The sequence below is a fragment of the Actinoplanes hulinensis genome (genome assembly GCF_019429605.1).
Taxonomy (GTDB): Bacteria; Actinomycetota; Actinomycetes; order Mycobacteriales; family Micromonosporaceae; genus Actinoplanes; species Actinoplanes campanulatus.
The window spans coordinates 299019-312568 of record NZ_JAHXZI010000008.1 but is presented as its reverse complement, the minus strand read 5'-3'; the positions used below and the strand labels follow the sequence as shown (position 1 = coordinate 312568).

Sequence of the window (13550 nt, the reverse complement as noted above, 5' to 3'; positions counted from 1 at the left end):
AGATGAAAGACACCACAATGGCGTGGCAGCGCAGTTCGTTCTGTGCGACTTCCGGGTGCATCGAGGTTGCTCAGATTGATGGCACCATCAGATTGCGGGACAGCAAGAATCCCGGTCAGCCGCCGCTGGTCTTCACCCAGGCGGAGTGGAGTGGTTTCCAGGATCTCGTTCTCTCCTACGAGAAGTCGTCCTGATATTCGTCTTCCGTGACGGCGGGTGACCCCGATCGGGGCCACCCGCCGTCGGCGTCTCACCAGGAGCCGGCGGTGGGCCCGGCCGAACCGCCGCGCCGGCGCAGGTACTTCTCGAACTCGCTGGCGATCTCGTCGCCGGTGAGCGGCTGGATCCCCGCGTCGCCGACCCGCTCCTCCAGCTCCCGCACGTACTCCCCGAGTTCGGAGTCCTGCTCGGCGGCGGCGCGGACCTTCTTCTCCCAGTCGTCGGCCTGCTCGGCCAGATCGGCCATCGGCACCGGCAGGTCGAGGACGTCCTCGATCCGGCTGAGCAGCGACAGCGTGGCCTTCGGGCAGGGTGGGTTGTTCGCGTAGTGCGGAACGTGCACCCAGAACGACAGGGCGTCCAGCTCGGCGCGGCTGGCCGCCTCCTGGAGCACGCCGACGATGCCGGTCGGGCCGTCGTAGCGGGTGGGGACGACCTTGTACTTCTCGGCGGTCTCGCGGTCGCTGGCGGTGCCGCTGATCGGCAGGGGCCGGGTGTACGGCACGTCGGCCAGCAGCGCTCCGAGCAGGACGATCCGGTTCACCTCGAGGCTGTGGCAGATCTCCAGGACCGACTCGCAGAACGTCCGCCACCGCATGCTCGGCTCGATGCCCCGGATGAGCACCACGTCCCGGTCGGCGCCGGGCGGGCTGGCCACCGTGAACCGGGTGGTCGGCCACTCGATCTTGCGGGTCTCACCCTCCGCCATGGTGATCGTCGGACGGCTCACCTGGAAGTCGTAGAAGTCCTCCGGGTCGATGCTGGTGACCTCTCGCGCCTCCCACACCTGCTCGAGGTGTTCGACGGCCGCGGTCGAAGCGTCCGCGGCGTCGTTCCAGCCCTCGAAGGCGGCGATGGCCACGGGAGAACGGAGGATGGGGAGGCCGTCGAACTCACTCATGGGGAACAGCCTACGTGCGCGCGGCGGTGCGTACCCGATGGCCGCGCCGGGCACCTCAGGAGTGACGATCTGTATCGACCTTGCTCACTAGCGGTAATCTCGCCCGCATGACCCCCCGATTGACGGTCGACGAGATCCGGGAGCGCACCTACAAGCGGCGGGACTCCTGGTGGACGGTGTGGCTCGTCGATCCGGTGGCGGTGCACCTGGTGCGGTTGATCGCGCCGTGGCGGTGGGTGACACCGAACCGGCTCAGCCTCCTGGCATTCGGTGTCGGGCTGGGCGCCGCCGCGTGTTTCTGGGCCGGGTGGCTGATCGCCGGGGCGCTGCTGTTCCACGTGGCGTTCCTGATCGACTGCCTGGACGGCAAGATCGCCCGGCTGAACGGGACCGGTTCGGTGTTCGGCGTCTGGCTGGACTACATCTTCGACCGGCTGCGCGTGGTGATCTGCGCGCTCGGGCTGTTCGGCGGGCAGTGGCAGCGTACCGGCGACCCGCTCTGGATCGGGCTGGCCGGGCTGGTGATCTTCCTCGATCTGTTCCGCTACCTGAACGCGCTCCAGATGGGGAAGATCAGGGAGCTGATGCGCGGCGACGGCCCGGAGCCGGCCGACGTGCACGGCAACTTCCGGGCCCGGTTCGGGCTGTTCGGCCGGGCGCGCGGGTTCCTGCTGGCACACCGGATCCGGGCGCACGTGTTCAGCGGCATCGAGTTCATGATGTTCGTCTTCGTGCTCGGCCCGCTGACCGGCCTCGTCGTGCCGTTCACCGTGGTCGCGGCGGTTCTGCTGACCGCGTTCGAGCTGCTGCTCATCTACAAGCTGTGGCTGACCACCCGTACCTATTCCGCCGAAAAGGAAGCACTTATCCGAACATAATCGTCATATGACAGATCACCTGGATCAGGTGCTCGGGCCCACCGACGACACCATCAGGTTCCTCCAGGCGCGCGGGATGTTCTACGTGACCGCCCTGTGGGTGCTGGCCGCCGCCTGGCTGCCGTTGCTACTGATCACGCTCGGCGTGCGGATGGCCGCCGGATATCGTCCGGACGCGTCGCACATCGTCATCTTCGTCGAGGCCAGCCTGATCGTCCCGGCGGCGGTGGCCGCCGTGCTCATGCTTGTCGTCTGGCGGCGGCTGGGCTGGCTGCACTCCTCGGTGCACGGGATCGACTTCGCCGCCACCAGCCGGCAGCCGGTCCATCTGCCCTGGTCCGGGATCGCCGCGGTGGCCCTGCACGGCCGTGGCCCGTTCACGGAGCTGGTGATCACGCCGATCAGCGAGAACTACGCCACCCGGCTACCCGGCAAGGGCGGCCCTCCGCGGGTCCGGCGCCGGGGCGGCGAGTTCGCCTACGTCATCGACGTGGGCCTGATGTCCCCCGGCCCGGACGTCATGCTCGCCGAACTGCACCGCCGCCTGCCCAGCAAGGTCTGACGGGCCGTCGTTCCTTTCCAAACCCTTCTCCGGTACGGGGTGAAGCGTCCCCAACCGCATCCCGAACGTCCCGTAGCGCACCGCGAGGCCCGTGCGTGGTCCCGCCCGCGAGGCGCCGCCGGGCGAAGATCGGTGGTCCGGCTGGTCCTCAGGGCGGTCTCGAGGCCGCCGAGACAGCACCCACGGCCAGCCGGGAACGGGTCGGCCCCGGCACGGGGCCGGGGCCGACTGGTGCGCCCCAGGTGGGCGCGGGATGTTCGCCGATGGTCAGTCGTGGGCGATGGCGCCCAGGACGTTGAGGCGGGCGGCCCGGATCGCCGGGAGGACGGCGGCGAAGACGCCGACCAGGGCGGCCAGGACCAGGTAGGTGCCCATGCGGGCCCAGGGGAGGACGATCTCGGTGATGCCGTCGTTCTCCAGGGCACGGGCCACCGCGCTGCCCATGCCGGCGCCGACCGCCACGCCGAGGAGGGCGCCGAAGACGGCGATCACCACGGCCTCGACGGTGATCATGCGCATGGTCTGGGCGCGGCCCAGGCCGACGGCGCGGAGCAGCCCCAGCTCGCGGGTGCGTTCCAGGACGGACAGGGCCAGGGTGTTGACCACGCCCAGGACCGCGATCAGGATGGCCAGGCCCAGCAGGATCTGGATCATCGTGATGATCTGGTCGAAGACCGCGGCCTGATCGTCGACGAAGGTCTGCTGGTCGGTGGCGGTCACCTCGGGGCTGTCCGCGACCAGGGCCTTCACCTGCGGCAGCACCGACGACACCGCGACACCGTCGTCCAGGCGGACGAACCCGAGGACCGGCTGGCTGATGCCGAACCCTTTGATCGCCTCGGCCGGCATGATGATGCTGCCGGGCAGCGCGTTCTCTCCGAAGACGTGCGCCACCGTGTACGTCCGGGGTTCACCCTTCGACGTCTGGATCGTCGCGGTCGAGCCGGTCCGCCAGCCCCGCTCGGTGGCCTCCGGCTCGCTCACCGCGATCTCGGCGGGGCCCAGCTTCGCGGCGGTGGTGCCGTAGGCCTCCGCCATCCGGGAGAGGTCCTCGGTGGCGGCCACGTACGTCCGGTCGTCGCCGATCGCCACCAGGTCGTTGTAGAGGCCGGCGGCCGCCCGCACCCCGGGGATCTGCTCCGCCTTGTCCAGGACGGCCGGATCGTACGTCGGCGGCCGCGGCCCGCCCTGATCACCACTGATCATGATCTGGGCCTTGAGGATCCGTGCCGCCTCGGCCTTGAGACTGCTCTTCGCCGAGTCCATCACCACGGTCACACCGGTGACCAGGGCGATGCCGACCATCAGGGCGGCCGCCGTGATCGCGGTGCGGCGCGGGTTGCGGCCCGAGTTCAGCCGGCCCAGCCGCCCCGGCACCGACCAGGAGAACAGCCGGCCCAGCAGGGACACCACCGGGCGGGCGATCAGCGGGGTGAGCAGGGCGACACCGATGAAGGTGACCAGCACACCGCCGAGGATCAGGTACAGCGTGGCGTCGCCGGAGTCGGCGAACAGCCCGGTGCCCAGAGCCGCCGCCCCGGCCGCGGTCACCACCGTGCCGGCCACGGTCAGCTTGGTGAGCGGCCGGTCCGGGGTGGCGACGTCCTGCATCGCGGCGACCGGCGAGATCCGCGAGGCGCGCAGCGCGGGCAGCACCGCGGCGACCACGGTGACCAGGATGCCGACCGTGAACGAGCTGATCACCGCGGACAGCGGCACCCCGATCGGGGCCAGGTCCATGCCGCCGCTCATGCCACTGAACAGCGCGCCCAGCCCGGCGCCCGCCCCGACCCCGGCGGCCAGGCCGAGGACCGAGGCGATCACGCCGACCACCACGGCCTCCACCAGCACCGAGTTGATCACCTGGCGGCGGCTGGCGCCGATCGCCCGGAGCAGGGCCAGCTCCCGGGTGCGCTGGGCCACCACGATCGAGAACGTGTTGAGGATCAGGAAGATGCCGACGAACAGCGCGATCCCGGCGAAGCCCAGCAGGATCTGGTTGAAGAAACCCATGCCCTCCTTGAGGCTCGAGGAGTTGTCCTCGGCGAGTTGCTCACCGGTCTTCACCTCGTAGCCGGCGCCGAGCACCGGGGCGATCCGGTCGCGCAGCTGCTCCGGGGTGACGCCGTCGGCGGTGCGGACGGTCACCGAGGTGAACACGTCCTTCTCGCCGAGCATCAGCTCCTGTGCCACCGGCGTGGTGAAGGCGACCTCCTGGACACCGCTGATGCTGTCCCGTCCGCCGGTGTAGCCCCAGACGCCGACCAGGGTGAACTCCCGTTTCGGCTGCTGGGTGAGCACCGAGACACGGTCACCGACGGTGAAGCCGGCGAGCTCGGCGGTGGTCGCGTTCATGGCGATCTCGCCGGGGGCCTCCGGGCCGCGGCCGGCGCGCATCTCCATGATCTCGTCGGTGCCGGTCCAGTTCGAGCCGATCCGCGGCGGCCCGAACGAGGTGAGCACCTTGCCGTCCGAGGCGATCACCCGGGCCCCGTCCGCGTCGACGCGGCCGGTCGCCGACCGTACCCCCTCCTGGGTCTTGATGGTCTCCACCACCGAGGCCGGAAGCGGCGCGGCGACCTCCTCGCCCTCCATCTCGGAGACCTCGACCCTGGGTTTCGCGGTGACCGAGACGTCCGTCGAGGCGAAGGCCTCCGAGAAGATCGAGTCGAAGGTGCGGTTGAGGGTGTCGGTGAGCACCAGGGCGCCCGACACGAACATCACGCCGAGCAGCACGGCCAGACCGGACAGGATCAGCCGCAGCTTGCGGGCGAGCAGGCTCTTCAGCGTGGCGCGCAGCATCAGAGCATCACCGGGTCGCTCTTGCCGTCCAGCTTCTTCATGGTGTCCAGCACCGTCTCGGCGGTCGGTCCGGCCAGCTCGTCGACGATCGCGCCGTCGGCGAGGAACACCACCCGGTCGGCATAGCTCGCCGCCACCGGGTCGTGGGTGACCATCACGATGGTCTGGCCGTGCTCGCGTACGCTGGACCGCAGGAACGACAGCACCTCGGCGCCGGAACGGGAGTCCAGGTTGCCGGTCGGCTCGTCCGCGAAGATCACGTCGGGGCGGCCCACCAGGGCCCGCGCGCATGCCACCCGCTGCTGCTGGCCGCCGGAGAGCTGGCTGGGCCGGTGCCCGAGCCGGTCGCTCAGCCCGACCGTGTTGATCACCGTGTCCCACCACTGCGGATCGGCCTTGCGCCCGGCGATGTCCAGCGGCAGCCGGATGTTCTCCGCGGCGCTCAGCGTCGGCAGCAGGTTGAACTGCTGGAAGATGAAGCCGATCCGGTCCCGCCGCAGACGGGTCAGCGCCTTGTCGTTCAGCCGGCTGATCTCGGTGCCGCCGACGTGCACGGTGCCCTCGTCCACCGTGTCGAGTCCGGCGAGGCAGTGCATGAGCGTGGACTTGCCGCTGCCGGACGGGCCCATGATCGCGGTGAAGCGGCCCTTTCCGAACTCCACGCTGACCCCCCGCAGCGCCGCCACCCGGGCCTCGCCCGAGCCGTACACCTTCCAGATCGCGTCCGCTCGCGCCGCCACCGGCCCGCCGGCATTCGTCGGTGCCACCACCGTGTCTCCCCCTGTGGATTTCGTTCGTGTCCGGCCCAGTGTTGCTGCGGAAACCTCCCCGGGCGTCCCCCTGCGGGGGTAGGGGAGGGGGAGATTTACCTCGGGGAGGCACCCAGGGAACTCTCAGGGAAGCCCCTGAGGCGGACCGGGTCTAACGTGGAAGCACCGCCCCGCCCTGGAGGACCACATGCGCGTTCGGCCGGTACCGCTCGTGTCTCTTCTCGCCGTGATCTCGGCGGTCGTGCTGCTGGCGGCCTGCCTGCCGGCGACGCCCACCCCCGGACCCGAGCCGACCGGCCCGGAGCCCACCGCCGACGTCACCGGCTCGGTGGACCCGGACGGCACCGACACCCCCGAGGAGTTCGCCAAGGACATGCGGGCCTCCCAGGTCGTCGCCGAGCGGTACTGGGCGCAGCGGCTCGGCGGCTCCTTCCAGCCGGTCAGCCAGGTGGTGCCCTACCAGCAGGAGGGCGAGGTGGCGTGCGCCGGGCAGCCGCTGCCGCTCAACAACGCCGTCTACTGCCCGGCCGGCGACTTCATCGCGTACGACGTGAACTGGGCCTTCGACGCGTTCCAGCAGATCGGCGACGCGTTCGTGTTCTACCTGCTCGGCCACGAGTACGCACACGGCATCCAGGACCGCCTCGGCATCCGGAAGCAGTTCACCATCGAGCAGGAGCTGCAGGCCGACTGCATGTCCGGCGCGTTCATCGGCGACATGGTCCGGCAGAAGGCGCTGAGCATGCAGGACAACGACGCCAAGGAGCTGTCCGACGGTCTCGCGGCGGTCGGCGACGACCCTGATCAGCCGTGGTTCGCGCCCGGGTCGCACGGGTCGCCGGCCCAGCGGTTCCAATCGTTCGCGAACGGCTACAACAAATCCCTGCAGGCGTGCGGGCTGTGACGGTCGGCTCCGTCACATCCGGTCGGCAGGGGGCGGAGGGCCCGGCCAGAATGGTCCGGTGAAACCTGCCGCGGTGCTCTTCGACATGGACGGGACGCTGGTCGACAGCGAGCGGATCTGGGGCATCGCCCTGACCGAGCTCGCCGCGCGCGCCGGAGGGACGCTCTCCGAGTCCGCCCGGCTCGCCATGGTCGGCACCAGCTCGGCGGACAGCATGCGGATCTTCCGGGCCGACATCGGCCAGCCGGACCGGCCCGAGGCGCCGGACCTGGCGTGGCTCACCGCCCGGGTGCGGGACATGTTCGCGGACGGCCTGGTGTGGCGGCCCGGCGCGATGGAGCTGCTGCTCGCGGTGCGGGCCGCGGGCATCCCGACGGCGCTCGTCACGTCCACCGGGCGGGAGCTGGTCGAGGTGGCCCTCAAGACACTCGGTGTGGAGAATTTCGACGTCGTCGTCTGCGGGGACGAGGTGAAACGGCCCAAACCCGACCCGGAGCCGTACCGGACCGCCGCCGAACTGCTCGGCGTGCCGATCGGGTCGTGCGTCGCGATCGAGGATTCCCACAGCGGGGTGGCCAGTGCCAGAGCGGCCGGGGCGGCGGTGCTGGCGGTCCCGGCTGAGCTGGAGCTCGAGCCGGTCGACGGGGTGCATCTGCGCACGACGCTGACCGGCGTGGACCCGCTCTTCCTGGCCGCTCTTCTCGTCTGAGCCGGCCCGGCCTCCGCGCTCCGCACGCTCCGCGCTCCGCACGCTCCGCGCTCCGCACGCTCCGCGCTCCCAGCGATCTTGGACGTTTTGCCACCTCTCGCGGTGGAAAGGCGTCCAGGAACGGCCCGAGGGCCACGATCACCGGCGAGCTGGGGTGACGCCGTAGCCATCCGAACGCGCGACTGGACATCGCGGCCGCCCACCACCGAGAAACAGGTTCGCCGACCCGTTCGGGCCGGTCAGGTGCCGGGGCGGACCAGGCCCGTCTCGTAGGCGAGGACCACGGCCTGGGTGCGGTCCCGCAGCCGCAGCTTGGTGAGCACGTGGCCGACGTGGGTCTTCACGGTCGTCTCGCTCACCCCGAGGATCGTCGCGATCTCGGCGTTCGACCGGCCGCGGGCCACATGCACCAGCACCTCGCGTTCCCGGCCGGTCAGCGGGTCGAGCCGGGCGGCGGCCGAACCGTCCGCCGCCGTCGGCAGGGCCCCGGCCAGCCGGGTCAGGACCCGGGCCAGGATCGGCGGGGCGATCACCGCGCCACCGGCGGCCACCGCCCGGACGGCGGCGATCAGCTCGCCGTGCGGGGTGTCCTTGCAGAGATAGCCGCTCGCCCCGGCCGCGACGGCCGCCACCACCTCGTCGTCGGTGTCGCGCTCGGTCAGGACCAGAACCCGGACCGCCAGCCGGGCCTCGGTGACCGCCCTGGTCACGGCCAGCCCGTCGAGACGGGGAAGAGCCACATCGACAATCAGTACGTCGGGGAGCAGCCGCCGGGCCAGGTCGACCGCCTCGGCCCCGTCACCCGTCTCCCCGGCCACGACGATCTCCGCCGGCCCGGGGACGTCCCCGCGTTCGCTGTGTGTTGCCGGCCGGGGGATGTCCCCGCGTTCGCTGTGTGTTGCCGGCCGGGGGATGTCCCCGCGTTCGCTGTGTGTTGCCGGCCGGGGGATGTCCCCGCGTTCGCTGTGTGTTGCCGGCCGGGGGATGTCCCCGCGTTCGCCGTGTGATGCCGGTGCCGCCACGCCGTCGGGCGGCCCGGTGAGAACGGCCCGCAGACCCGCCCGCTGAAGCGGGGCGGCATCGGCGAGAAGCACCCGGAGCGGCCTCATCGGCCGGTGGCGTTCGGGTGGTGGCGGTGTGCGGAGTCAGTCAAGGGGGTCGTCCCGGAGCAGGGTGCCGACCCGGTCGGGCTCGGCGTCGGGCGTGAGGTCGCTGATCGGAACGGTCTCCGGATAGGGCGGCGGGGTGCCGCCGAACTCCGGGCACAGGCTCTGGTGACTGCACCAGCCGCAGAGGCGGCTCGGCTTGGGGCGGAAGTCGCGGTCGCGCTTGGCGCGCTCGATCGCCTGGGAGAGGGCGAGCAGGGTGCGCTCGAAACGCTCCAGCTCACCGGCCTCGGGGCTGTAGTCGAGGGCCTCGGCGTCCTTCAGATAGAGCAGCCGCAGCGCCCGGGGGACCACGCCCCGGGTGCGCCACAGGACCAGGGCGTAGAACTTCAGCTGGAACAGGGCCCGGCCCTCGAACGCCTGGCGGGGCGCGCCGCCGGTCTTGTAGTCGACGACCCGGAGGTCCCCGGCCGGGGAGACGTCGAGGCGGTCGATGTAGCCGCGCAGCAGCAGCTCGTCGCCGATCATCGTGGAGATCAGGCTCTCCCGCTCGGCGGGCTCCAGGCGGCGTGGGTCCTCCACGGCGAAGTAGCCAGCCAGCAGGTCGCGGGCGCCGGAGAGGAAGGCCGCGATCCGGGCCGCCTCGGCCGCGCCGGACGGAACGTCGACGAGAGCGGCCTGGCCGGTCGCGTCGGCCTCCGCGGCCACCGCCGCCGGGTCACGCATCAGCCCACCGCCCGCCGCAGGGCTGGGCTGTGCGTCGCCCGTCCGGGCGGTGGGGGAGTCCGGGACCGCCGGGCCGCCCGGTCCGGCGGGTGCGGAACTCGGCGTCGGAGCGCCGGACGGCCCGGCGGTCACGGATGGCCCGGCGGTCACGGATGGCCCGGCGGTCACGGATGGCCCGGCGGTCACGGATGGCCCGGCGGTCACGGATGGCCCGGCGGTCACGGATGGCCCGGCGGTCACGGATGGCTCGGCGGCGAACAGGGACGCCAGTTCGGGCTCCTGGGCGACCAGCTTCTCCCACTCGGGGGCGACCAGCGCGGCCGCGGCCTCCGGGGTGCGGTCGGCGGCGGGCAGGTCGAACAGGCGCTCCAGGACGGCGTGGATCAGGGTGCCGCGGACCTGGTCGGCGGAGGGCGTCTCGGGCAGCTTGTCCACCGTGCGGAAGCGGAACAGCAGCGGGCACGTCTTGAAGTCGGCGGCCCGCGACGGCGACAACGACGGCCCGGACGGCGTCGCCATCCGGCGGCCCCGCCCGGCCGGCGCCGGAACCGGACCGTCGGCGGCGGCCGGGCGGGTGGTCTGGCCGGGAGCGGCGGCCGTGGTCTGGCCGGGAGCGGCGGCCGTGGCCTGGCCGGGAGCGGAGGCGGAGGCCGGGTCACCGGGCTGCGGGGGTGGGGAGACCGGCTGGGCAGCCATGGGAGAGAGCGCCGTCATGTCTCAAGAGGCTAGGCCAGGGGTACGACGAAAAATGCGGGGTGGGTCCCACGCGGGCGTGTCCGTAGCATCGATCGCGTGGAGCAGAGCCGGACACCGCAGGTCCCGCCGCCGGCCGGTGGGCGGCCGGTGGGGCACGTCGCCGGCATCCCGGTGCACGCGAACGCGTCGATGCTGCTGCTCGCGGTGCTGGTCACCGTGGTGTACGGGAACTACGCGCAGGCCGAGCTGGGGCTCGCGCAGCCCTGGGCGTACCTCGTGGGTCTGGGTTTCGTGGTCTGTCTGCTCGGCTCGGTGCTGTTGCACGAGCTGGGCCACGCGCTGACCGCCCGCCGGCTCGGGATCGGCGTGCGCCGGATCACGCTGGAGCTGCTCAGCGGCTGGACCGAGATGGACCGGGACGCGCCCGCGCCCCGGGAGGACGCGCTGGTCTCGCTGGCCGGGCCGGCCGTGTCGCTGCTGCTGGGCGGCGCGGCGACGGCGGCCGCGCTGGCGCTGCCGGAGCGGACCGTGCCCGGCCAGATCGCCTTCCAGTTGGCGGTGAGCAATGTGCTGGTGGCGGTCTTCAACGTGCTGCCGGGCCTGCCGCTGGACGGTGGCCGGGCGTTGCGGGCGGCGCTGTGGGCGGTCCTCAAGGACCGGAACCGGGCGACGGTGGTGGCCGGCTGGGCGGGCCGGGTGCTGGCCCTGATCACCGCGGCGGTCGTGGTGACGCTGCATCTGACCGGCCTGCTGACCCTGCTCGGGCTGATCTTCGTGCTGCTGGTGGTGCTCACCCTGTGGCAGGGCGCGGGGCAGTCGATCCGGCTGGGCCGGATGACCGGCCGGTTCCCGCTGGTGGACCTGGGCACGCTGGTCCGGCCGGTGCTGGCGGTCCCGGCCGGCACCCCGCTGGGCGAGGCGCAGCGGCGCCGGGCCGAGGATCCGCGGCCGGACGTGGTGCTGGCGGTGGCGGACTCGGCGGGCAGCCTGACCGCGGTGGTGGACCCGGTGCAGGCCGAGCGGGTGCCGGTGGACCGGCGGCCGTGGGTGAGCGTGGAGAGTGTCTCCCGTTCCCGGGACGCGCTCACCGCCCTGCCGCTCGGATTGACCGGCGAGCAGGTGGTCCGCGCGCTCCAGGCCCACCCGGGTGCGCAGTACCTGGTGACCGCAGGCGAGGATGTCGTGGGCGTCCTGCGGGTCGCCGACGTGGCCGCCGTGCTGGAACCGAGGCGCGCGAGCCGTACCTGACGGACCTTTGGGAAAGAAGAGCAGTGACCACAACCCCGACCACCGCCGTCGACGACTCGGTGCCCGCGCACCGCGGACCGTTCCGGGCGGGTGACCGCGTTCAGCTGACCGACCCGAAGGGCCGGATGCACACCATCGTGCTGGAGCCCGGGAAGGCGTTCCACACCCACCGCGGCGCCCTGGAGCACGACGACCTGATCGGCCTGCCCGACGGCAGCGTGATCACCGCGTCCAGCGGCACCGCCTACCTGGCGCTGCGGCCGCTGCTGTCCGACTACGTGCTGTCGATGCCGCGCGGTGCGCAGGTGATCTACCCGAAGGACGCGGCGCAGATCGTCGCGATGGGTGACGTCTTCCCGGGCGCCAAGGTGCTCGAGGCGGGCGCCGGCTCGGGCGCGCTGACCTGCTCGCTGCTGCGGGCCGTGGGCAGTTCCGGCGAGGTGCACAGCTACGAGCTGCGCGACGACTTCGCGGCGGTCGCCCGGAAGAACGTGGAGGCGTTCTTCGGTGGCCCGCACCCGGCGTGGCACCTGCACAACGGTGACGTGGCCGGCAACGACATCACCGGTTTCGACCGGATCATCCTGGACATGCTGACCCCGTGGGAGGCGCTCGACATGGTCGAGAAGTCGCTCGTCCCGGGTGGCGTGTTCATCGGCTACGTGGCCACCACCCCGCAGTTGTCCGAACTGGTCGAGGCGCTGCGCGAGCGGGGTGGCTGGACCGAGCCGCGGGCCTGGGAGTCGCTGGTCCGGGACTGGCACGCCGACGGGCTCGCGGTGCGGCCGGACCACCGGATGATCGCGCACACCGCCTTCCTGGTGTCGGCGCGCAAGCTCGCGCCCGGCGTCACCGCGCCGCCGCGGCGCCGCAAACCCAGCAAGGGCGCCGAGGCGTACGCGATGCGCAAGGCCACCCTGGCCGCTCTCGCCGCGCAGCGGGAGGAGTCGACGGGGGAGTGACCGTCTCCATTGCGGTCCGGTAGGTTCCTAGCGATCGGGACGACACGGAGGAGCGCCAGTCATGAGTTCTCCGCCCTTCGGCGGCAGCAACGAGATGCCCGCGGTCTTCCCGGACTGGTCGCCCTACCCGGATCTGGACTCGGCGGCCCGCGCCTACCTGCGTGATCCCGAGGTGGCGCTGGAGGCGCTCTTCGGGGTGCTGCGCGGCGCCCAGGTGCTGTGCTTCACCCTGGAGCGCTTCGTCAACGAGGTGAACGGGGTGTGGCAGGAGGTCGTCGTCTGCGACGGCAGCCGGCTGGTGCTGTGGCACGGGGAGGACGTTGCCCCCGGCGACGGCCCGGCCGGCGCGATGACCTCGTCGCTGCGGGTGGTGCCGCTGTCCACGGTCACCGAGGTGGGCTGCCGGCGGCGGCTGACCCGCACCCCGAACGGCCAGGCCCGGGTCGACAGCATCGACGTCTACCTGCTTCTCAGCTCGGTCGACGACGCGGTGGCGCCGCCCGGGGTGGGCGAGGAGGAGGGCCGTGCCCCGCTGCGGCACGACGCGCTGCGCTTCGGCAAGACGCTGGACGACGGCGGGCCCGGTCAGATCGCCCGGCTCGAGGATTTTTCCCGGGTGGTGGCGTCCCTGGTCGGGCGTCCCACCCTCTGAACGTCACTCACCTTCACTCGCGCCGGGGACGGTCAGCCGGCGCCGGGGCCGGCGACCGCCGTGCCGTCGGACGCCCGGACCACGTGGATGCAGTCGCCGGGGCATTCCTTGGCCGAGTCGACGACCTCGAGAAACAGACCCCTGGGCACCCCTACCCGGGCCCCCGGTTCCTGCCGCAACTCGCCGGAGTGGTCTTTCACATAGGCGAGTCCGTCGATGTCCAGTTCGAACACCTCCGGGGCGTACTGCACGCAGAGTCCGTCACCGGTGCACAGGTCCTGATCGATCCAGACGCGCAGCTCATCAGTGTCAGCGGACACTCCTACCTCCCACAACCGGTGAGGCCTGACGGTACCGGAAGTCTGTCCGACCGGCTCAGGTGCGGTCGGACCAATCGATCAAGAGTCGGTGACGA

12 protein-coding genes and 3 pseudogenes are annotated in these 13550 nt (G+C 71.9%); 8 read left to right on the top strand and 7 right to left on the bottom strand.

Annotated features, from left to right (window positions below; all coding sequences use genetic code 11):
- Positions 1-2 precede the first annotated feature (2 nt).
- The gene (locus KZ829_RS17385) at positions 3-194 is read left to right on the top strand and encodes a DUF397 domain-containing protein (protein WP_183219225.1); all 192 of its coding nucleotides are present in this window, start codon (positions 3-5) and stop codon (positions 192-194) included.
- Positions 195-250: 56 nt separating this feature from the next.
- Here KZ829_RS17385 and KZ829_RS17380 read toward each other — a convergent pair whose 3' ends face one another.
- Positions 251-1120: a PAC2 family protein gene (locus tag KZ829_RS17380; RefSeq protein WP_183219223.1), complete on the bottom strand. Its 870-nt coding sequence runs from the start codon at positions 1118-1120 to the stop codon at positions 251-253.
- Between the two features lie 107 nt (positions 1121-1227).
- On the opposite strand from KZ829_RS17380, the gene KZ829_RS17375 reads away from it, so the two are divergent.
- The gene (locus KZ829_RS17375) at positions 1228-1998 is read left to right on the top strand and encodes a CDP-alcohol phosphatidyltransferase family protein (protein WP_220144932.1); all 771 of its coding nucleotides are present in this window, start codon (positions 1228-1230) and stop codon (positions 1996-1998) included.
- A 7-nt stretch (positions 1999-2005) separates the two neighbouring features.
- A complete protein-coding gene (locus KZ829_RS17370; RefSeq protein ID WP_220144931.1) occupies positions 2006-2560 on the top strand; it encodes a hypothetical protein in 555 nt (184 codons plus the stop codon).
- A gap of 267 nt (positions 2561-2827) precedes the next feature.
- Here KZ829_RS17370 and KZ829_RS17365 read toward each other — a convergent pair whose 3' ends face one another.
- On the bottom strand, positions 2828-5362 hold the full coding sequence (locus KZ829_RS17365) for an ABC transporter permease (protein WP_220144930.1): 2535 nt from the start codon (positions 5360-5362) through the stop codon (positions 2828-2830).
- On the bottom strand, positions 5362-6129 hold the full coding sequence (locus KZ829_RS17360; RefSeq protein WP_220144929.1) for an ABC transporter ATP-binding protein: 768 nt from the start codon (positions 6127-6129) through the stop codon (positions 5362-5364). The genes KZ829_RS17365 and KZ829_RS17360 overlap by 1 nt, the downstream gene beginning before the upstream one ends.
- 214 nt (positions 6130-6343) lie before the next feature.
- Between KZ829_RS17360 and KZ829_RS17355 the strand changes: the two genes are divergently transcribed.
- The gene (locus KZ829_RS17355; RefSeq protein ID WP_308285533.1) at positions 6344-7036 is read left to right on the top strand and encodes a neutral zinc metallopeptidase; all 693 of its coding nucleotides are present in this window, start codon (positions 6344-6346) and stop codon (positions 7034-7036) included.
- A 58-nt stretch (positions 7037-7094) separates the two neighbouring features.
- Positions 7095-7745, top strand: a complete 651-nt coding sequence (locus KZ829_RS17350) for an HAD family hydrolase (protein ID WP_308285532.1) — start codon at positions 7095-7097, stop codon at positions 7743-7745.
- 239 nt (positions 7746-7984) lie between these two features.
- On the opposite strand, the pseudogene KZ829_RS17345 reads toward KZ829_RS17350, so the two are convergent.
- From KZ829_RS17345 to KZ829_RS45015, 3 pseudogenes are all read right to left on the bottom strand, one after another.
- Positions 7985-8575, bottom strand: a pseudogene (locus tag KZ829_RS17345) (LuxR C-terminal-related transcriptional regulator); the annotation flags it as partial.
- A gap of 315 nt (positions 8576-8890) precedes the next feature.
- Positions 8891-9601, bottom strand: a pseudogene (locus KZ829_RS45020) (RecB family exonuclease); the annotation flags it as partial.
- Positions 9602-9826: 225 nt separating this feature from the next.
- A pseudogene (locus KZ829_RS45015) lies at positions 9827-10096 on the bottom strand (RecB family exonuclease); the annotation flags it as partial.
- A 273-nt stretch (positions 10097-10369) separates the two neighbouring features.
- Between KZ829_RS45015 and KZ829_RS17335 the strand changes: the two are divergent.
- The 3 genes from KZ829_RS17335 (at position 10370) to KZ829_RS17325 (ending at position 13135) form a co-directional block, all read left to right on the top strand.
- Positions 10370-11521 (top strand): M50 family metallopeptidase, encoded by a 1152-nt coding sequence (locus KZ829_RS17335; RefSeq protein WP_372453877.1) that lies wholly within the window; start codon positions 10370-10372, stop codon positions 11519-11521.
- A 23-nt stretch (positions 11522-11544) separates the two neighbouring features.
- The gene (locus tag KZ829_RS17330) at positions 11545-12483 is read left to right on the top strand and encodes a tRNA (adenine-N1)-methyltransferase (protein ID WP_308285531.1); all 939 of its coding nucleotides are present in this window, start codon (positions 11545-11547) and stop codon (positions 12481-12483) included.
- Between the two features lie 61 nt (positions 12484-12544).
- Positions 12545-13135 (top strand): hypothetical protein, encoded by a 591-nt coding sequence (locus KZ829_RS17325; protein ID WP_220144927.1) that lies wholly within the window; start codon positions 12545-12547, stop codon positions 13133-13135.
- A 32-nt stretch (positions 13136-13167) separates the two neighbouring features.
- On the opposite strand, the gene KZ829_RS17320 is transcribed toward KZ829_RS17325, so the two are convergent.
- Positions 13168-13455, bottom strand: a complete 288-nt coding sequence (locus KZ829_RS17320; RefSeq protein ID WP_220144926.1) for a ferredoxin — start codon at positions 13453-13455, stop codon at positions 13168-13170.
- Positions 13456-13550: the final 95 nt, after the last annotated feature.